The sequence below is a fragment of the Leucobacter sp. GX0328 genome, from assembly GCF_053567315.1.
Genome location: NZ_JBSGPC010000003.1, coordinates 230,943 through 250,740, shown reverse-complemented (window position 1 = coordinate 250,740; position 19,798 = coordinate 230,943). Strand labels below are relative to the sequence as shown.

The window sequence follows — 19,798 nt, the reverse complement described above, 5'->3', positions numbered from 1 at the left end:
AGTATCGCTGCGCCGCAGCGCGGGCTACGCGAGTTCGATGAGCTCGAGGTACTCCTTCGACCAGTGATCCTCGGTCGCCTCGGGCATGATGAGCACGCGCTCGGGATTCAGCGCCTCGACCGCACCGGGGTCGTGCGAGACCAGCACGACGGCGCCGGAGAAGTGCGCCAGAGCGTCGAGCACCTCCTCGCGGCTCGCCGGGTCGAGGTTGTTCGTCGGCTCGTCGAGCAGCAGCACGTTCGCGCTCGAGACCACGAGCATCGCGAGGGCGAGGCGCGTCTTCTCGCCGCCCGAGAGCACCCCTGCGGGCTTGTGCACGTCGTCGCCGGTGAAGAGGAACGAGCCGAGCACGCGCCGCGCTTCGGTCTCGGTCAGGTGCTGCGACACCGAGATCATGTTCTGCAGCACGCTCGCCTTGACATCGAGCGTCTCGTGCTCCTGCGCGTAGTAGCCGACCTTGAGGCCGTGCCCGGCGACGAGCTCGCCGGTGTCGGGCGCGTCAACGCCCGCGAGCAGCCTGAGCAGCGTCGTCTTGCCGGCGCCGTTGAGGCCGAGCACGACGACCTTCGATCCTCGATCGATCGCGAGGTCGACGCCCGCGAAGATCTCGAGCGAGCCGTACGACTTCGACAGCCCCTCCGCCATGAGCGGGGTCTTGCCGCAGGGAGCGGGGTCCGGGAAGCGCAGCTTCGCGACCCGATCCGCCTGGCGCACCTCTTCGAGCCCCGACAGCATCTTCTCGGCCCGCGCGACCATCTGGTGGGCGGCGGCCGCCTTCGACGCCTTGGCACCGAACTTCGCGGCCTGGTCCTTGAGCGCCGAAGCCTTCTTCTCGACGTTGGCGCGCTCCTTGCGTCGACGCTCCTCGTCGGCGGCGCGCTGACGCTGGTACAGCTTCCAGTTCATGTTGTAGACGTCGATGACCTGGCGGTTCGCGTCGAGGTAGAACACACGGTTCACGGTCTCGCCGACGAGGTCGATATCGTGCGAGATGACGATGACGCCGCCCTTGTAGCTCTTGAGGAACTCGCGCAACCAGATGATCGAGTCGGCGTCGAGGTGGTTCGTCGGCTCGTCGAGGATCATCGTGTCGGCGTCCGAGAACAGGATGCGGGCGAGCTCGATGCGACGCCGCTGACCGCCCGAGAGGGTCTTGAGCGGTTGCTCGAGGATGCGGTCGGGCAGGCCGAGGTTGTGCGAGATCGACGCCGCTTCCGACTCGGCGGCGTACCCGCCGAGCGCTTGGAAGCGATCGGTCAGATTTCCGAAGCGCCGCATCGCCTTCTCGGCGATCACGGGATCCTCGGAGGCCATGTCCTCGGTCGCCCGGGCGAGGTTCTGCTGCAGCGTGCCGAGACCGCGGGCGTCGAGGATGCGGTGCCGCGCGATCTGCTCGGGATCGCCCGTGCGCGGATCCTGCGGCAGGAAGCCGAGCTCTCCCCCGACCGTGATCTTGCCCTCCGCGGGCTGCAACTCCCCCGAGAGCGTGCGCGTGAGGGTGGTCTTGCCGGCGCCGTTGCGCCCGACGAGACCGATCTTGTCGCCCGGGTTCACTCGGAAGTCGACGCCCGACATGAGGCGCCTGGCGCCGACGTCGATCGCGAGGTCTTCGACGATGATCATGCTGCGGGGCTCCTCAAGACGACTGGAAAGGCTGCCCAGTCTGCGGGCAACCTTTCCAGTCTACTCCCTCGATCGAGGAGGGGGTTCAGGAAGCGGAGGCGACGAGGCCGAGGGCGGCGCCGTCGGCCCACAGCGTCGCGTCGAGCCCGGTGCTCACCCGCTCGGCGGGCAGCGCATCGGCGCCGTCGGCCCGCTCGAGCACATCGCGCAGCGCCTCGGCCTTGCCGGCGCCGGCGGCCACCAGCCACACGCGCTCCGCGCGGCGCAGTGCGGGCAGCGACAGGCTGACGCGCTCGGGCGGCGGCTTCGGGGAGTCGCGCACGGCGAACGCCGACGGCACACCGTCGTCCTCGCGCAGCAGATCGTCGCGTCCCGGGAAGATCGAGGCGACGTGGCCGTCCTCGCCCACCCCGTTCACCGCGATGTCGATGCGATCGATGCGGTCGACGATCGCGGCGTACTGCGCGGCGGCCTCGTCGAGCGAGAGGCCCGAATCGGGGCCCGCGATCCGGTGCACGAGCTCCGGGTCGGTCTCGACCGCGCCGAGCAGGCTGTCGTCGGCGAGCAGGTCGTTGCGATCGGCATGACCGGCCGGTGCCCAGCGCTCGTCGCCCCAGATGAGGCGCACGCGCTTCCAGTCGACCGTGTCCCGATCCGCGTGGTCGCGCAGGCCGATGAGCACCTGCGCTCCCCCGCGACCGCCGGTGAGCACCAGGCACGGGACGCCGCCCGCGGCCTGGCGTTCGCGGAAGACGCTCAGGATCTCGCCCGCGGCACGCGACCCCAGATCGGCGAGGTCGGCGACGCGTTCGATGCGCATCAGATCTCGACCTCCGAGCGGTCGCCCGACCACAGGGTGTGGAACACTCCGTCGCGATCGACGCGCTTGTAGGTGTGCGCGCCGAAGAAGTCGCGCTGACCCTGCACGAGGGCGGCCGGCAGGCGCTCGGCGCGCAGGCCGTCGTAGTACGAGAGCGACGACGAGAACGCGGGCACCGGGATGCCGGCCTGGGCCGCGTGCACCACGACGCGGCGCCATGCCGCCTGGCCGCGGCCCAGCGCCTCGGCGAAGTACGGTGCCGTGAGCAGCGCGGGCAGCTCGGGCTCGGCGGCGTAGGCGTCGGCGATGCGGTTGAGGAACTGGGCGCGGATGATGCAGCCGGCACGCCAGATCTTCGACACTGCGCCGAGGTCGATGCTCCAGTCGTACTCTGCGGCGCCGGCGCGGATCTCGTCGAAGCCCTGCGAGTAGGCGACGATCTTCGATGCGTAGAGCGCCTGCCGCACATCCTCGATGAATGCGGCCTGGTCCGCGACCGCGACGGACGCGTCGGGGCCGGGAAGCGCCGCCGCCGCAGCGCGCTGCTCGGGGTGCGACGACAGCGAGCGCGCGAAAGTCGCCTCGGCGATGCCCGATACCGGCACGCCGAGCGAGAGGGCCGTCTGCACCGTCCAGGCGCCGGTCCCCTTGGCGCCGGCCTGGTCGAGGATGACATCGACGAGGGGCTTGCCGGTCGCGGCGTCGTTCTGACGCAGTACCTCCGCGGTGATCTCGATGAGGTACGACTCGAGCTCGCCCGTGTTCCATTCGGCGAAGATATCGGCGATCTCGGCGGGGGCCATGCCCGTGCCGCGACGGATCATGTCGTAGGCCTCGGCGATGAGCTGCATGTCGGCGTACTCGATGCCGTTGTGCACCATCTTCACGAAGTGGCCCGCGCCGTCGTGCCCGATGTGGGTGACGCACGGCACGCCCTCGGCGACCGCGGCGATCGACTTCAGGATCGGCCCGAGGGTCACCCACGACTCGTCCGAGCCGCCGGGCATGATGCTCGGGCCGTTCAACGCGCCCTCCTCGCCGCCCGAGATGCCGGCGCCGACGAAGTTGATGCCGGTCTCGCGCACGGCGCGTTCGCGACGGATCGTGTCGGGGAAGTAGGCGTTGCCGCCGTCGACGATGATGTCGCCCGGCTCGAAGACCTCGACGAGCGCGTCGATGGTGTCGTCGGTCGGCTGCCCGGCCTGGACCATGATGATGGCGGTGCGGGGGCGCTCGAGGCTCGCCGCGAACTCCTCGTACGAGAACGCGGGCACGAGTCCCGCCTCGGGGTGCTCGGTCACCAGCGCATCGGTGCGCCCGCGGCTGCGGTTGAGCACCGCAACGGTGTTGCCCTCGCGGCTCGCGAGGTTGCGCGCGAGGTTCGCGCCCATGACTGCCAGGCCGACAACGCCGATGTTCGCCTTGCCATCACTCATGTTCGGTGCTCCATTCACTTGTTCGGTTCTGATGCGCTTCCTGCTCCGTGCGGATGCTGCTGAGCCGCGCCAGCACGCGCCCGTACATGACGTCCTCGTCGAGGCGCCGCAGCTCCTCCGCGAGGCACTCGCTCAGCGTGCGTCGGGGCAGTACGATGCGATGCTCGGGGTGGCCCGGCTGGCGCAGCGACGTCTGCACGGGCGTCATGCGCTCCATGACCGAGTCGCCGGCATCGCGGCGCAGCGTCACGGATCGCACGCCCTCGACGGTCTCGTCGTCGTGCGGCATGCGGCAGGTCGTGGGCACGCCGAGGGCGAGCTCGAGCCATGCCGCGAGCAGCTGGGTCGACAGGGATCCGGCGGCGCCGACGACCTCGACGCTCGTCACGGGGTCGTGCGGCGGCTGATCGAGGATCGCCGCGAGGTATTCGCGCCAGCGCGTGATGCGCGTCCACGCGAGGTCGGTGTCGCCGGGAATGTAGCCGGCGAGCCGGCGTTCGAGCTCCGGTCCGTTGAGCCCCTCCGTGCTGTTGGTGATGCGGCGCTGCGCGATGCGGCCGAGCGGGCTGCAGCCCGGGCATTCCGGGGCCTGGCCGGGCCACCAGACGACGACGGGCGCGTCGGGCAGCAGGAGCCCGGTGACGAGGCTCTCGATGCCGCTGCAGACGTCGCCGAAGGCGCGCAGCACGACGACCTCGCTGGCGCCGGCATCGGCGCCGACGCGGATCTCGGCGTCGAGCCGATCCTCGCCGTCGGTCTCGGTGATGACGACGACGACCCGCATCGGGTGCTCGTTCGACGCGGCGTTCGCGGCCTCGACGGCGGCTTCGTCGAGTTCGCCCTGAGCGGCGATGACGAGGGTGAGCACGCGTCCGAGCGCCGAGACGCCGCTCTCCTGCCGCATCGAGACGAGGCGCTTGGCGACCTCGCTCACGGTCGTCTTGGGGAGTTCCTCGATCACGGTCGCCTCCAGACCCTGCCGTCGCGGGCGAGTAGTTGATGGGCCGATGCCGGGCCCCAGGAGCCCGGCGAGTACTGCTCGAGCGGCTCGTCGAGCGACGCCCAGTACTCCTCGACCGGGTCGAGGATGCGCCAGGAGAGCTCGACCTCGCGCTGGCGCGGGAAGAGCGGAGCATCGCCGAGCAGCACATCGAGGATGAGCCGCTCGTAGGCCTCGGGGCTCGCCTCGGTGAAGGCGTGGCCGTAGCCGAAGTCCATCGTCACATCGCGCACGCGGGCCGCGGTGCCGGGCACCTTGGCGCCGAAGCGCATCGTGATGCCCTCATCGGGCTGCACTCTGATGACGAGGGCGTTCGATCCCTGCTCGGTGGTCTCGTTCTTGCCGAACAGCTCGCCCGGCTCCTTGCGGAAGACCACGGCGATCTCGGTGACGCGGCGCCCGAGCCGTTTGCCGCTGCGCAGGTAGAAGGGCACATCGGCCCAGCGGCGCGTGTTCACGAACAGCTTCATCGCCGCATAGGTCTCGGTGCGCGAGGCCGGGTTCATGCCCTCCTCGTCGAGGAAGCCGTGCACGAGCTCGCCGCCCTGCCAGCCGCCCGCGTACTGCCCGCGGGCGCTCGCCTCGCCGAGATCGCTCGGCAGGCGCACCGCCTCGAGCACCTTCTCCTTCTCGGCGCGCAGATGGTCGGCGCTGAGACTGATCGGCTCCTCCATCGCGGTCAGAGCGAGCAGCTGCAGCAGATGGTTCTGGATGACGTCGCGGGCGGCGCCGACGCCGTCGTAGTACCCGGCTCGGCCACCGACACCGATGTCTTCCGCCATCGTGATCTGCACGTGGTCGACGTAGTTGCGGTTCCAGATCGGCTCGTACATCGTGTTGGCGAAGCGCAGCGACAGGATGTTCTGCACCGTCTCCTTGCCGAGGTAGTGGTCGATGCGGAAGATCGACTCGGCCGGGAACGACGCCTCGAGCGCATCGTTGAGGGCGCGCGCCGAGGCGAGATCCTCGCCGAAGGGCTTCTCGATGATCACTCGGCGCCAGGGCCCGCCGTCGGCCGAACGGTCGACGAGACCCGAGCGCGAGAGCTGCTGCGCGACCTCGGGGAACATGCGCGGCGGGATCGAGAGGTAGAAGGCGTGGTTGCCCATCGTGCCGCGCTCGCTGTCGAGCGCGTCGACCGTCTCCTTCAGACGCCGATAGGCGGAGTCGTCGTCGAACTGGCCCTGCACGAAGCGGATGCCCTCGGCGAGCTGCTGCCAGGTCTCCTCGCGGAAGGGCGTGCGGGCGTACTTGCGCACGGCCTCCCGGACGATCTCGGCGAAGTCGCGATCGGCCCAGTCGCGGCGGGCGAAGCCCACGAGCGCGAAGCCGGGGGGCAGCAGGCCGCGGTTCGCGAGGTCGTAGACCGCTGGCATGAGCTTCTTGCGGGAGAGGTCGCCCGTCACCCCGAAGATGACGAGCGCGCTGGGGCCGGCGATCCGGTTGAGACGGGGATCATCGGGCGAGCGGAGCGGATTCTCGGGGGGAAGCATCCCGGCCTTTCTCGAGGTTGCAGGGAGTGGAAGGCGATCCGACGAGCCGGCACGAGCCGTGCGCATCGCCTCCGGCGGCGATGCGCACGGCCCGCCGCCGGTGCGTCGTGATCGGTCAGATGGCGAAGCCCAATGCTCTCATCATGTCGCGACCGTCATCGGTGATGCGCTCCGGAGTCCACGGCGGCATCCATACCCAGTTGATGCGGAAGGCCGTCACGAGACCGTCGAGGGATTCGGCGATGTCGGCCTCGATCACGTCGGTCAGCGGGCACCCCGCGCTCGTCAGCGTCATGCTGATCACGAGCGCGTCGTGCTCCTCGTCGAAGGCGAGATCGTAGATGAGCCCCAGGTCGACGATGTTGACGCAGAGCTCGGGGTCCGAGACGTTCTTGAGCGCCTCGATCGCCTGTTCCTTGAACTCGGGGTCGATCGACTGCGGAACTGTCGTTGCTTCGTCGCTCATGAGTCCAGCCTAGACCAGTGCCCGCCGCTTACGCAGCCTCGGTGAGGAAGCGGTCGTAGCCTTCCTCCTCGAGACGCTCGGCGAGCTCCGGGCCGCCCTCTTCGGCGATCTTGCCGTTGACGAAGACGTGCACGAAATCGGGCTTGATGTACCGCAGAATGCGGGTGTAGTGCGTGATGAGGAGCACCCCGAGACCCGTGTTCTCCTTCGCGCGGTTGACGCCCTCGGAGACGATCTTCAGCGCGTCGACGTCGAGGCCCGAGTCGGTCTCGTCGAGCACGGCGAACTTCGGCTTCAGCAGCTCGAGCTGCAGGATCTCGTTGCGCTTCTTCTCGCCGCCGGAGAAGCCCTCGTTGACGTTGCGGGACGCGAACGACTCGTCCATGCGCAGGTTGCCCATGGCCTCCTTGACGTCCTTCATCCAGGTGCGGATGGCCGGGGCCTCGCCGTCGATCGCGGTCTTCGCGGTGCGCAGGAAGTTGGCGTTCGTGACGCCCGGGATCTCGACCGGGTACTGCATCGCGAGGAAGAGGCCGGCCTGGGCGCGCTCGTCGGCACCGCTCTCGGTGATGTCCTCGCCGTCGAGCAGCAGCTGACCGCTGGTGATCTCGTAGCGCGGGTGGCCCGCGACGGCGTAGGCGAGCGTCGACTTGCCCGAGCCGTTCGGGCCCATGATGGCGTGCGTCTCGCCCTTCTTGATGGTGAGGTTGACGCCCTTCAGGATCTCCTTGGGACCCTGTTCGGTCTCGACGCTGACGTGCAGGTCCTTGATTTCCAGAACGGAGCTCATGTGTTCAAATCTCTTTCGTAACGTTGGGGTCGATGAATACGTCGCCGTCTACGATCTCGACCGTGTAGACGGGTACCGGCTCGTACGCCGGGAGGTTCTGAGGCATTCCGGTGGTCAGCGAGAACTGGGAGCCGTGCGCCCAGCACTCGAGCGTGTCGCTCTCCACGAATCCCTCCGACAGGCTGACCTGGCCGTGGCTGCAGGTATCGCCGATGGCGTGCACTTCGCCCTGCGCATCGAGCACGACGGCGATGGGCGTGTCGTCGATGACGACACGGACCGCCTGATCCTGCGCCAGATCGCTCAGAGCGAGCGCCTTCTGACGGGCCATTACGCCAGCACGCTCTGCTGCAGCTCGGCGTCGATGGCCCGCTGCAGGCGCTCCTCGACCTGCTCGCTGCCGATGCGCTGGATGACCTCGTACAGGAAGCCGCGCACGACGAGCTTGCGCGCCTCGTCCTCGGAGATGCCGCGACTGCGCAGATAGAAGATGTGCTCCTCGTCGAAGCGGCCCGTGGTCGAGGCATGACCGGCCCCCTCGATGTCGCCCGTCTCGATCTCGAGGTTCGGGATCGAGTCGGTGCGGGTTCCTTCGGTGAGGGTGAGGTTGCGGTTCTCCTCGTACGAGTCGGTGCCTTCGGCCACTCGGCGGATCAGCACGTCGCCGATCCAGACCGCCTGCGCACCCTCGCCCTGCAGCGCGCCCTTGTAGGCCACGCGGCTGCGGGTGCGGGGAGCATTGTGATCGATGTAGACCTGGTGCTCGAGATGCTGGCCGGCATCGGCGAAGTACGCACCGTAGCCCTCGCCGTTCGCGCCCGGGCCGTCGAGGTGGATCGTGGGGTTCACGCGCACGATCTTGCCGCCGAGCGAGACCACGATGTGCTGCAGGTTGCCGTCGCGGGCGACCGTCGCGCTGTGGCTCGCGAGATGGATCGCGTCGTCGTCCCACTCCTGGATCGAGACGACCGAGAGGTTCGCCCCTTCGCCGACGACGATCTCGAGCGACTCGGTGAGCTGCGCGCTGCCGGAGTTCTCGATGATCACGAGCGCGTTCGCGTTCGGTGCCGCCTCGATGATGGTGTGCGCCGCGGTCGGCTCGGAGCGGAGCGCCGAGCGACGGATCGTGACGGTCTGGCGCTCCTCGCCCGAGAGCAGGATGCGCTGCGCCTCCCGCACCTGGCCCCAGGCGTTCGCCGCGGCCTGATCCTCGGGGATGCCGGCGCGGCCGACGAGCTCAGAATCCATGCCGAGGGCAGACACCTCGAGGCCGGCGCTCTCCGAGATCTCCACGGGCAGCGGGCCGCCGTCGAGCTCGCCGGTCAGCAGCGCCCCGAGCTCCGCGACCGGGGTGAACTTCCAGTTCACCTCGCGGCCGGTGACCTCCGGGTAGTCCGCGATGTTCTTCGACTTGAAGCGGTCCGAGCGGGTCTGCACCGGGGCCCGGTGATCCCAATCGCCGTCGGTGTGCGCCCGGTGGCCCATCTGTTCAGCTTGTGCTGTCTGAAGCGTTGACATCTTTAACCGACGGATCCTTCCATGCTCATGTCGATGAGCTTGTTCAGTTCGAGTGCGTACTCCATGGGCAGCTCGCGCGCGATCGGCTCGATGAAGCCGCGCACGATCATCGCCATCGACTCCTCCTCGGAGAGGCCGCGGCTCATCAGGTAGAAGAGCTGCTCCTCGCTCACGCGCGTCACCGTCGCCTCGTGTGCGAGCGTCGCGTCATCGGTGCGGATGTCGATCGCCGGATAGGTGTCCGAGCGCGAGATCGTGTCGACGAGCAGGGCGTCGCACACCACCGAGTTGGCCGCGTGGTGGGCGTTCGCCTCGACGCGCACCTCGCCGCGGTAGCCGGTGCGCCCGCCGCCGCGCGCGATCGACTTCGAGAGGATCGAGGACTTCGTGTGCGGCGCCAGGTGCACCATCTTCGCGCCCGCATCCTGGTGCTGGCCGGGGCCGGCGAAGGCGACCGACAGGGTCTCGCCCTTCGCGTGCTCGCCGACCAGGAACACCGACGGGTACTTCATGGTGACCTTCGAACCGATGTTGCCGTCGACCCACTCCATGGTGGCGCCGGCCTCGGCGAGCGTGCGCTTCGTCACAAGGTTGTACACGTTGTTCGACCAGTTCTGGATCGTCGTGTAGCGCACGCGGGCGTTCTTCTTCACGACGATCTCGACGACGGCCGAATGCAGCGAGTCCGACTTGTAGATCGGCGCCGTGCAGCCCTCGATGTAGTGCACGTAGCTGTCCTCATCGGCGATGATCAGCGTGCGCTCGAACTGGCCCATGTTCTCCGTGTTGATGCGGAAGTAGGCCTGAAGCGGGATCTCGACGTGCACACCCTTCGGCACGTAGACGAACGAGCCGCCCGACCACACCGCGGTGTTCAGCGCCGCGAACTTGTTGTCGCCCGACGGGATGACCGTGCCGAAGTACTCCTTGAAGATCTCCGGGTGCTCGCGCAGCGCGGTGTCCGTGTCGAGGAACAGCACGCCCTGCGACTCGAGATCCTCGCGGATCTGGTGGTAGACAACCTCCGACTCGTATTGGGCGGCGACGCCCGCGACGAGGCGCTGGCGCTCGGCCTCGGGGATGCCGAGCTTCTCGTAGGTCTCCTTGATCTCGTCGGGGAGCTCCTCCCAGGTCGTCGCCTGCTTCTCGGTCGAACGCACGAAGTACTTGATGTTGTCGAAGTCGATGTCCGACAGATCGGCGCCCCACGTGGGCATGGGTTTGCGCTCGAAGATCTTCAGGGCCTTGAGCCGGCGCTCGAGCATCCACTCGGGCTCGTTCTTCAAGGCCGAAATCTCGCGCACGACCTGTTCGTTGAGGCCGCGTTTTGCGATCGCGCCCGCCTCATCGCTGTCGTGCCAGCCGAATTCGTACTGGCCCAAGCCTTCGAGCTCGGGTCGGTCGATCAATACCTCAGGCATGATCACTCCCTCATCTTCGTCCTCGCAGGGCAGTCGTACCGTGCACTCGCGAAAACGAATCGGGTGCACAGATTATGCCCTGCACCGGTGCAGTAGTCTGGGCTTCGGGCGTTTCGGATGCTTCCGATCAATCGTCAGACGTTTTGAAACGCCGCACTAAACCACGACTTCCGAGTCTACAGGCTCTTGCCCGGAATGGGGCGAGATCGGCTCGTGTCCACACAAGCGCCCGTTCCCCGGGCGATTCGGCAGTGGAAAACGTCAGCAGAAGGGAACCCCGTGCCCAGCACGACCGCATCCAGCGAAACCCGCCTCGCGCAGAGGTCGTTCCCGAGGCTCCTCCCCATCGCGGCGTGGGTCTCGTTCGCGCTCAACGTGCTGATCATCGGCACCGGCGGCGCCGTGCGGCTCACCGGCTCGGGCCTCGGCTGCTCGGAGTGGCCCTTGTGCACCCCCGGTTCGCTGGTGCCGACCCCCGAGCTCAGCTACCACTCGCTCATCGAGTTCGGCAATCGCACGATCTCGGGCCCGCTGCTGATCTTCGCCGTGCTCGTGTTCGCGCTGACGCTCCTGGCCCGGCGCTCGCGCCGCGACCTCGTCGTGCTCGCCTCGGTCGTGCTCGGTCTCGTGCTGCTGCAGGCGTTCGTCGGCGGAGTCATCGTCTGGCTGCACCTGAACGCGAACCTCGTCGGTTTCCACTACATCGTCTCGGTGCTGCTGGTGTGCATCACCGCTGCGTACCTCGTGCGCCTCTACGAGCCCGCCGGCGCCCGCGAGCGCGCGGTGCCGCGGGCCTTCGCGATCCTCGCGCACATCACCACCGTCGTCTTCGCGATCACGACCCTCGTCGGCGTGCTCACCACCGCTTCGGGGCCGCACTCGGGCGACGCGAACATCCAGCGCGACGGCATCGACGCCGTGCTCATGAGCCACATCCACGCCTGGCCCGGCTACCTGCTGGCGCTGCTCACCGTCGTGCTGCTCGTCTGGGCGCGACGCGACCGGCTGCGCCCCGCGGCCTGGCTCACCGCGCTGCTCGTCGTCGAGGCGGTGCAGGTGGGTCTCGGCCTCTACCAGGCGCGCAACGGCCTGCCTCCCCTGATCGTCGGCATGCACATGGTGCTCGCATCGCTCGCCGCGGCCGCGATGACGGTCACGGTGCTGCGCCTGAAGCGCCCCATCGCAGGCCCGAGCGAGAACGAGGCCTGAGCACCCGCGTCGCAGAGCTGCGCGCGAAGCCCCTCGATAGGCCCTCGCCGTGGGATGGTGCTCGAGGGGCGAGAGATTCGACAGGGATTGATCCCTGGCCCTGATTTCTCGCCCTTCGAGACCGATTGCCCCGGTCAGAGCCGGGCCGGGCGGGCAGCGGGCCGAAGACCGGATCCGGTCGCGGGAGGCGCCCGGGTCAGCGCGCAGCGGCCTCGAGCGCCTGCGAGATGTCGGCCCACAGATCATCGACGTGCTCGATGCCGATGCTGAGCCGCACGAGCGACTCGGGCACCTGCACCGGCTCGCTCGTCTGGCGCCTCCGGCGCTCCGCGAGCGTCTCGACGCCGCCGAGGCTCGTCGCGGGCGTCACGAGGCGCAGCGCCCTGACGAAGGCGTCGGCGTGGTCGGCGCCGCCCGCGAGCTCGATCGAGACGAGCGCGCCGTAGCCGTCGAGCTGCGCGGTCGCGAGCGCGTGGCCCGGGTCGTCGGGCAGGCCCGGATACCGCACCCGCGACACGCCCGACGCGGCGCTCAGCCGCCGAGCCAGCTCCCCCGCCGTCGCCTCGGCGCGATCGAGCCGCAGCGAGAGGGTGCGCAGACCGCGCAGCGCCAGCCACGCCTCGAACGGGCCGGCGATCGCACCGTGCAGCGTGCGCTGCGCGACGAGCCGCGCCCGGGTCTCGGCGTCGCGGGTCGCCACGATGCCGAGCAGCACATCCGAGTGGCCGGCGATGAACTTGGTCGCGGAGTGCACGACGACGTCGGCGCCGTGCTCGAACGGCCGCTGCCGCAACGGGGTCGAGAAGGTGTTGTCGACGACGGTGCGCACGCCACGCTCTCGGGCCGCCCCGATGAGCCGCGGCAGGTCGACGACCTCGAGCAGCGGGTTCGTCGGCGACTCGAGCCAGATGAGGTCGGCGCCGTCCATCGCCGCGACCGTGGCCTCGATGTCGCACGGGTCGATCTCGCGCAGCCGCAGTGCGCCCGCCTCGGCCAGGGATCGGGCGAGGCCGATCGTGCCGTTGTACGAGGTCGCCGGCACCAGCGCGACGCCGCCGACCGGCACCAGCGACAGCGCGGCCGAGACCGCGGCCATTCCCGAGGCGTAGGCGAGCGCGGGCAGCGGCGATCCCTCGAGCGCGGCGACGGCCGCCTCGAGCGGCTCCCACGACGCGTTCGCGAAGCGCGCATAGCCGCGATCGGTGTCGCCGTCCGGGGTATCCCACCCGACGAACGTCGAGGTCAGCGCGATCGGCGGGTTGAGCGCGGCGCCGACTTCGCGCGGCGGCCGACCCAGCGAGACGACCGCGGTGCTCGGGTCGATTGCTGACAGCGGATGCGCGGAGTCGTTCATGCGCACCACGTTACTCCCGCGCCCCGGGGGCTCGCGGCGCGTGTTACCGGCCGTTACGCGGGTACCGCGCCGCGAGCGATGAAGTACCGGAGCGCCGCGGCACCGGCGCCGGGTCAGAAGGGCAGCAGCGGGTCGATCGCGATCGCGAGCGAGAGCAGCGACAGATAGCTGATCGAGCCGTGGAAGACCTGCATCGGCTTGCCCTCGCGGCCGCGGATCGCGCTGCCGTAGAGGCGGTGGGCCTGGAAGATGAAGTAGCCGCCGGTCAGCACCGCGATGACGGTGTACACCCAGCCGATACCGGCCGCGGGGATCAGCAGCAGGCTCGAGATGACGGTCGCCCACGCGTACAGGATGACCTGCAGGCCGACCGTGGCGCGGCCGCGCACGACGCCGAGCATCGGCACCCCCGCCGCGGCGTAGTCGTCGCGGTAGCGCATGGAGAGCGGCCAGTAGTGGGCAGGCGTCCACAGGAAGATGATGAGGAAGAAGACCCAGGCCGGCCAGTCCAGCGACTCGGTGACCGCGGCCCAGCCGATGAGCACCGGGAAGCAGCCCGCGATGCCGCCCCAGATGATGTTCTGCTCGCTGCGGCCCTTGAGCCACATCGTGTAGACGACGACGTAGGTGAAGATCGCGGCCGCGCTGAGCAGCGCCGCCAGCCAGTTCGTGGTGACGTACAGCCAGACGATCGAGGCGATGCCGAGCACCCAGGCGAAGACGAGCGCATTGCGGTCGGAGATCTCGCGGGTCACGAGCGGCCGGTTCTTGGTGCGCTTCATCACCCGGTCGGCTTCGCGGTCGATGTAGCAGTTGAACGCACCGGCCGAGCCGGCGCTCATCGCGCCGCCGATCAGCGTCGCCAGCACGAGCCAGAGGTTCGGCAGCCCCTGCGCCGCGAGGATCATCGCCGGCACCGTCACCACCAGCAGCAGCTCCATCACGCGGGGTTTCGTCAGCGCGACGTAGTTCATGATCGTACGACCGAACGAGCGGCCGGACCGGGAGGGCGCCGTGCTGGTATTTGCTGAGATCTCGGTGGACATCACTCCCTATCGTACCCCGTACTGCCCTAGGATTGGCCTGTGTGCGCAACCGCGCCCGAACCTCTCCGCAGAAAGGTGAATCGTTGGGAAACGAACTGCAGTGGAATGAGCTTGACGAGGCCGCGGTGAACACCGCCCGAGTACTGGCGGCGGACGCCGTCGAGAAGGTCGGCAACGGCCATCCCGGCACCGCGATCAGTCTCGCACCGGTCGCCTACCTGCTCCACCAGAAGGTCATGCAGCACGATCCCTCCGATGCCCACTGGGCCGGCCGTGACCGCTTCATCCTCTCGGTCGGCCACTCGTCGCTCACGCAGTACGTGCAGCTCTACCTCGGCGGCTACGGCCTCGAGCTCGAAGACATCGAAGCACTGCGCACCTGGGGTTCGAAGACTCCCGGCCACCCGGAGGTCGGCCACACCGCCGGCGTCGAGATCACGACCGGCCCGCTCGGCCAGGGCCTCGCCTCGGCTGTCGGCTTCGCGTACGCCGCCCGCTACGAGCGCGGCCTCTTCGACCCCGAAGCGGCCGCCGGCACGAGCCCGTTCGACCACTTCATCTACGTCATCGCGGGCGACGGCGATCTGCAGGAGGGCGTGACCAGCGAGGCGTCGTCGCTCGCCGGCCATCAGGAGCTCGGCAACCTGATCGCGATCTACGACTCGAACCAGATCTCGATCGAGGACGACACCAACGTCTCGTTCACCGAGGACGTCGCGAAGCGCTACGAGGCCTACGGCTGGCAGGTGCTCGAGGTCGACTGGAAGAAGACCGGCGAGTACGTCGAGGACATCGCGGAGCTGAACCGCGCAATCGAGGCGGCAAAGGCCGAGACCTCGAAGCCGTCGCTGATCGTGCTGAAGACCATCATCGGATGGCCCTCCCCCGGCAAGCAGAACACCGGCGGCATCCACGGCTCGAAGCTTGGCGCCGATGAGCTCGCCGCGCTGAAGACCACGCTCGGCTTCGACCCGGCAGCGCACTTCGCCGTGGCGCCCGAGGTCATCGCCCACACCCGTGGGGCCGTCGACCGCGGCACCGCCCGACATGCCGAGTGGCAGACCCGCTTCGACGCGTGGGCCGCGGCGAACCCCGAGCGCAAGGCGCTCTTCGACCGCCTCGAGGCGCACGAGCTCCCCGAGGGCGTCGAAGACGCCCTGCCGGTGTTCGAAGCGGGAATGAGCATCGCGACCCGCGCCGCCAGCGGCAAGGTGCTCGCCGGCCTCGGCGCCGTCATGCCCGAGCTGTGGGGCGGATCGGCCGACCTCGCCGGTTCGAACAACACCACGATCCCCGGCGCGGCGTCGTTCATCCCCGAGAAGCACTCCACCTCGAGCTGGCAGGGCAACCCGTACGGCCGCGTGCTGCACTTCGGCATCCGCGAGCACGCGATGGCGGCCATCCTGAACGGCATCCAGCTGCACGGCAACACCCGCAGCTACGGCGGCACCTTCCTGCAGTTCGCCGACTACATGCGCCCCGCTGTGCGTCTCGCCGCCCTCATGAACACGCCGAGCATCTTCGTCTGGACGCACGACTCGATCGCCCTCGGCGAGGACGGCCCGACGCACCAGCCGATCGAGCACCTCGCCGCGCTGCGCGCCATCCCGAATCTGGCGATGGTGCGCCCGGCCGACGCGAACGAGACGGCGTACGCGTGGCACGAGATCCTGTCGCGCCACGCCGGCCCGACCGGCATCGCGCTGACCCGCCAGAACGTCCCCGTGCTCGAGGGCACCTCCGCAGACGGCGTGCGCCGCGGCGCATATGTGCTCGCGGACTCCCCCACCGGCCGGGTCGACGTGATCCTCATCGGCACCGGTTCCGAGGTGCAGCTCGCCGTCGAGGCGCGCGAGCGCCTGGCCGCCGACGGCATCGGCGCCCGCGTCGTGAGCGCCCCCTGCCTCGAGTGGTTCGCCGAGCAGAGCGATGAGTACCGCGAGAGCGTGCTGCCCGCCGCCGTGACCGCGCGCGTGAGCGTCGAAGCCGGCATCGCGCTCGGCTGGGAGCGCTACGTCGGAGATCGCGGCCGCTCGATCTCGATCGAGCACTTCGGCGCCTCGGCCGACTACGAAACCCTCTTCCGCGAGTTCGGCATCACCGCCGACGCCGTCGTCGACGCGGCACGCGCGACCGCCCAGGCTTGATATCAGAACAGGTTGAAGGAGACCGAAACACTATGACGAATGCTCGTACCGCAGAACTCAGCAAGGCCGGCGTCAGCATCTGGCTCGACGATCTCTCCCGGGAGCGCATCGAGAGCGGCACGCTCGCCGCGGCGATCTCGAGCCACAACGTCGTCGGCGTCACCACGAACCCGACGATCTTCGCGAACGCGATCGGCGGCGGCGTCGGCTACGGCGATCGCATCGCCGACTGCGCGAAGCGCGGCCTGAGTGCCGACGCGACGATCTTCGAGCTCACGACCTCCGATGTCGCCGATGCCTGCGACATCTTCGCCGACGTCTACGCCGCGTCGCACGGCTTCGACGGCCGCGTCTCGATCGAGGTCGAGCCGCACCTCGCCCGCGACACCGCCGGCACCATCGCGCAGGCGCGCGAGCTGTGGGCCAAGGTCGACCGCCCGAACGCGATGATCAAGATCCCGGCGACCGTCGAGGGGCTGGAGGCGATCACCGCCACGATCGCCCAGGGCATCAGCGTGAACATCACGCTCATCTTCAGCCTCGAGCGCTACCGCCAGGTCATCAACGCGTACCTCACCGGCCTCGAGCAGGCGCGCGCCGCAGGCATCGACCTGTCGACCATCCACTCGGTCGCGTCGTTCTTCGTATCGCGCGTCGACTCCGAGGTCGATGGCCGCCTCGCCGCGATCGGCACGCCCGAGGCGCTCGAGCTGAAGTCGCAGGCCGGCCTCGCCAACGCGCGCCTCGCCTACGAGGTGTACGAGCAGGCATTCTCGTCCGAGCGCGCGAAGCACCTGCTCGACCAGGGGGCGAACCGTCAGCGACCGCTCTGGGCATCGACCGGTGTCAAGGACCCGGCGCTGCCCGACACCCTCTACGTCGCTGGGCTCGTCGCCGATGGCGTCGTGAACACGATGCCCGAGGCCACGCTGAACGCCTTCGCCGATCACGGCGAGGTCGCGGGCGACACCGTCACCTCCGAGTACGCCGCGTCGAACCAGCTGCTCAACGCGCTCGACGCTCAGGGCATCGGCTACGCCGAGGTCACCGAGAAGCTCGAGGTCGAGGGCCTCGAGAAGTTCGACGTCTCGTGGGCCGAGCTCCAGCAGACCGTCGACGAGGCGCTGGAGGCGGCACGATGAGCATCGGCGTCTCCCTCTCCTCGGCGCTCGAGGCCGACGAGCGCTACCGCTCGGCGCTCGACGCGCTCGTCGCCGACAGCGCCGCATCGCGCATCTTCGGGTTCGATGCGACGCTGTGGGGCGAGGCCGCCGAGGCCGAGGCCCGCATCCGCCTCGGCTGGACGGATATCGCCCCCGCGGCGGCCGACCTGGTCCCGGCCATCGAACGACTGCGCGGCGAGTTCGCCGCACGCGGCATCGACCGCATCGTGCTGTGCGGCATGGGCGGCTCGAGCCTCGCGCCCGCGGTGATCACCCGTCGGGCGCGGGTCGAGCTGACGATGCTCGACTCGACGCACCCCGCGGCCGTCGCGCGCGCGCTCGAGGGCGACCTCGCGCGCACCGCGGTGGTGGTCAGCTCGAAGTCGGGCAGCACGATCGAGACGCGCAGCCATCTCGCGCTCTTCGAGCACGCCTTCCGCGAAGCCGGGCTCGTTCCCGGCGAGCACGTCGTCATCGTCACCGATCCCGGTTCGCCGCTCGATCAGGAGTCGCGCGAGGCGGGCCGCATCGTCTTCAACGCCGACCCCGATGTCGGCGGTCGTTTCTCGGCGCTCACCGCGTTCGGCCTCGTGCCCTCGGGACTCGCCGGCGTCGATATCGCGGCTCTCGTGAACGAGGCGGTCGCGGTGCGCGCGGGCTTGTCCGAGAACTCGGCGTCGAACCCGGCGCTGCGGCTCGCCGCGGCGCTGGCGGCCGGGCTGCCCGATCAGTACATCCTCGCGGTGCGCCAGGCCGCTGACGCCGATTGGGCGCTCGGCGCCTGGATCGAGCAGCTCATCGCCGAGTCGACGGGCAAGGAGGGGCACGGCGTGCTCCCCGTCTCCCTCACCGACGCGGCCCCGGAGCTCGGCGCGAACGCACCCGCGAACGTGCTCTCGGCGACCGTATCGGCCGACACCGCGGTCGACGCCGCCGACTCCGGCACGGCGATCGCCGTCGGCGGCCCGCTCGGCGCCCACTTCCTGCTCTGGGAGACTGCGACCGCCGCGCTCGGCCGCCTCATGGGCATCGATCCGTTCAACCAGCCGGATGTCGAGGCGGCGAAGGTCGCGGCTCGCGCGGCGCTCGCGGCCGCGGCCGGAGCCGGCGCGCAGCAGGACGCGCAGGTCGAGCCGGTGCCCACGGGAGCCGAGCTGGTCGAACGCCTGCGCGAGGCGCTTCCCGAGAACGGGTACCTGGCGATTCACGCCTACCTCGACCCTCATGCGCCGCATGCCGAGGTGCTGCGCGGCCTGCGCGACCGTCTGGCCGCCGCTCTCGGTGCTCCGGTGGCTCTGGGCTGGGGCCCGAGCTTCCTGCATTCCACCGGCCAGCTCCACAAGGGCGGGCCGCGCGTCGGCGTCTACCTCCAGTTCACCGACGCCCATCCCGGCTCGCTCGAGATCCCGGGCCAGGGCAGCACGTTCGAGGCGCTGATCGCGGCTCAGGCCCGCGGCGACCGCGACGTGCTCGTCGAGCGCGGCCGCCCGGTCATCACGGTCGCCTGCGACGACCCGGAGGCGGTGCTCTCCAGCCTCGCGGCCGCGATCTGACGACGGCGAGACGAAGAAACCCCCGGGGCTGAGGCCCCGGGGGTTTCTTTCTGCGCTCTGCGCTGCGTCGCCTACGCCGAGGCCTTCAGCGAGCCGCGACGGGTGCGCAGCTTCACGAGGGCCGCTTCGAGCAGCTCCTCAGCTTCCTCGGGCGTGCGGCGCTCCTTCACGTATGCGAGGTGCGTCTTGTAGGGCTCGTTCTTGGGGAGCATCGGCGGATTCTCCCGGTCGCGCCCCGCGGGCAGGCCCGTGCTCGGGCAGTCGATCTGCTCGGGGATGTCGTCGGCCGACACGTCGGCTGCGAAATAGCGGACGGTCTCGTTGCCGAGCGCGTCCCAGTACGAGATCTGAATACGATCGGCGCGCGCTCCGTGATCCATCTCGCCCATGGGGCCGGATCCGACGCGGGCACCGCGAATGGCGTTACTGCCGGCCATCGGTGACCTTTCTGGATTGTGGTGCTGAGTTCCCGGTCGCTACCGGGTTAGACGACGGCGAACCGCGACAGCAGCCCGAGGCCGATGATCGACGCGCCCCACACGAGCGAGACGATGATCGTGACGCGGTTCAGGTTGCGCTCCGCGACGCCCGAAGAGCCGAGGCTGGACGTGATGCCGCCGCCGAACATATCGGAGAGGCCGCCGCCGCGCCCCTTGTGGAGCAGGATGAAGAGCGTGAGCAGCAGGCTCGTCACCACGAGGAGGACGATCAGTGCGATCTTGAGAATGAACACTCGGTTCGCCTTTCGGGTCGAGGGGG

General features: G+C 69.4%; 18 protein-coding genes. 4 read left to right on the top strand and 14 right to left on the bottom strand.

From position 1 onward, the window contains the following. Nucleotides 1-24: 24 nt before the first annotated feature. From ACUYTF_RS12260 to sufB, 10 genes are all read right to left on the bottom strand, one after another. On the bottom strand, nt 25-1,623 hold the full coding sequence (locus ACUYTF_RS12260) for an ATP-binding cassette domain-containing protein (RefSeq protein ID WP_434143563.1): 1,599 nt from the start codon (nt 1,621-1,623) through the stop codon (nt 25-27). An 85-nt stretch (nt 1,624-1,708) separates the two neighbouring features. After that, nucleotides 1,709-2,443, bottom strand: a complete 735-nt coding sequence (gene pgl / locus ACUYTF_RS12255; protein WP_434143561.1) for a 6-phosphogluconolactonase — start codon at nt 2,441-2,443, stop codon at nt 1,709-1,711. Continuing rightward, complete coding sequence (gene gndA / locus ACUYTF_RS12250) at nt 2,443-3,879, bottom strand: NADP-dependent phosphogluconate dehydrogenase (protein WP_434143559.1); 1,437 nt, start codon at nt 3,877-3,879, stop codon at nt 2,443-2,445. The genes pgl and gndA overlap by 1 nt, the downstream gene beginning before the upstream one ends. After that, nucleotides 3,872-4,840, bottom strand: coding sequence for a glucose-6-phosphate dehydrogenase assembly protein OpcA (locus ACUYTF_RS12245; RefSeq protein ID WP_434143558.1), 969 nt, complete (start codon nt 4,838-4,840; stop codon nt 3,872-3,874). Before ACUYTF_RS12245 ends, gndA begins: the two co-directional genes overlap by 8 nt. Continuing rightward, nucleotides 4,837-6,372, bottom strand: coding sequence for a glucose-6-phosphate dehydrogenase (gene zwf / locus ACUYTF_RS12240; protein ID WP_449279859.1), 1,536 nt, complete (start codon nt 6,370-6,372; stop codon nt 4,837-4,839). Before zwf ends, ACUYTF_RS12245 begins: the two co-directional genes overlap by 4 nt. A 115-nt stretch (nt 6,373-6,487) precedes the next feature. Then, on the bottom strand, nt 6,488-6,838 hold the full coding sequence (locus ACUYTF_RS12235; protein ID WP_449279858.1) for a metal-sulfur cluster assembly factor: 351 nt from the start codon (nt 6,836-6,838) through the stop codon (nt 6,488-6,490). A gap of 28 nt (nt 6,839-6,866) precedes the next feature. After that, nucleotides 6,867-7,628: a Fe-S cluster assembly ATPase SufC gene (sufC, locus tag ACUYTF_RS12230; protein ID WP_434143552.1), complete on the bottom strand. Its 762-nt coding sequence runs from the start codon at nt 7,626-7,628 to the stop codon at nt 6,867-6,869. Nucleotides 7,629-7,632: 4 nt separating this feature from the next. Beyond that, a complete protein-coding gene (locus tag ACUYTF_RS12225) occupies nt 7,633-7,959 on the bottom strand; it encodes a Rieske 2Fe-2S domain-containing protein (RefSeq protein WP_434143550.1) in 327 nt (108 codons plus the stop codon). Next, nucleotides 7,959-9,146, bottom strand: a complete 1,188-nt coding sequence (gene sufD, locus ACUYTF_RS12220; protein ID WP_434143548.1) for a Fe-S cluster assembly protein SufD — start codon at nt 9,144-9,146, stop codon at nt 7,959-7,961. The genes ACUYTF_RS12225 and sufD overlap by 1 nt, the downstream gene beginning before the upstream one ends. A 2-nt stretch (nt 9,147-9,148) precedes the next feature. After that, nucleotides 9,149-10,567 carry a Fe-S cluster assembly protein SufB gene (sufB, locus tag ACUYTF_RS12215; RefSeq protein ID WP_434143546.1) on the bottom strand — a complete coding sequence of 473 codons (1,419 nt, stop codon included), beginning with the start codon at nt 10,565-10,567 and terminating at the stop codon, nt 9,149-9,151. 279 nt (nt 10,568-10,846) lie between these two features. Here sufB and ACUYTF_RS12210 point away from each other — a divergent pair, with 279 nt between their 5' ends. Next, nucleotides 10,847-11,776, top strand: a complete 930-nt coding sequence (locus ACUYTF_RS12210) for a COX15/CtaA family protein (RefSeq protein ID WP_434143544.1) — start codon at nt 10,847-10,849, stop codon at nt 11,774-11,776. Between the two features lie 196 nt (nt 11,777-11,972). Here the strand turns inward: ACUYTF_RS12210 and ACUYTF_RS12205 are convergent, their stop codons facing one another. Together ACUYTF_RS12205 and ACUYTF_RS12200 are read right to left on the bottom strand one after the other, a co-directional pair. Continuing rightward, complete coding sequence (locus ACUYTF_RS12205) at nt 11,973-13,130, bottom strand: trans-sulfuration enzyme family protein (protein WP_449279857.1); 1,158 nt, start codon at nt 13,128-13,130, stop codon at nt 11,973-11,975. Nucleotides 13,131-13,243: 113 nt separating this feature from the next. Beyond that, on the bottom strand, nt 13,244-14,176 hold the full coding sequence (locus ACUYTF_RS12200; protein WP_434143541.1) for a heme o synthase: 933 nt from the start codon (nt 14,174-14,176) through the stop codon (nt 13,244-13,246). 83 nt (nt 14,177-14,259) lie between these two features. Between ACUYTF_RS12200 and tkt the strand changes: the two genes are divergently transcribed. The 3 genes from tkt to ACUYTF_RS12185 are packed head-to-tail and all read left to right on the top strand — an operon-like array spanning nt 14,260 to nt 19,039. Next, complete coding sequence (gene tkt, locus ACUYTF_RS12195; protein WP_434143539.1) at nt 14,260-16,323, top strand: transketolase; 2,064 nt, start codon at nt 14,260-14,262, stop codon at nt 16,321-16,323. 32 nt (nt 16,324-16,355) lie between these two features. Beyond that, nucleotides 16,356-17,465, top strand: coding sequence for a transaldolase (gene tal, locus ACUYTF_RS12190; protein WP_434143537.1), 1,110 nt, complete (start codon nt 16,356-16,358; stop codon nt 17,463-17,465). Further along, nucleotides 17,462-19,039 carry a glucose-6-phosphate isomerase gene (locus tag ACUYTF_RS12185; protein ID WP_434143535.1) on the top strand — a complete coding sequence of 526 codons (1,578 nt, stop codon included), beginning with the start codon at nt 17,462-17,464 and terminating at the stop codon, nt 19,037-19,039. The genes tal and ACUYTF_RS12185 overlap by 4 nt, the downstream gene beginning before the upstream one ends. A gap of 71 nt (nt 19,040-19,110) precedes the next feature. Here ACUYTF_RS12185 and ACUYTF_RS12180 read toward each other — a convergent pair whose 3' ends face one another. Both ACUYTF_RS12180 and secG read right to left on the bottom strand, forming a co-directional pair. After that, entirely contained in the window at nt 19,111-19,476 is a 366-nt protein-coding gene (locus ACUYTF_RS12180; protein WP_434143533.1) for an RNA polymerase-binding protein RbpA, read from the bottom strand. 47 nt (nt 19,477-19,523) lie between these two features. Beyond that, complete coding sequence (gene secG / locus ACUYTF_RS12175) at nt 19,524-19,772, bottom strand: preprotein translocase subunit SecG (protein ID WP_434143531.1); 249 nt, start codon at nt 19,770-19,772, stop codon at nt 19,524-19,526. Nucleotides 19,773-19,798 lie beyond the last annotated feature (26 nt).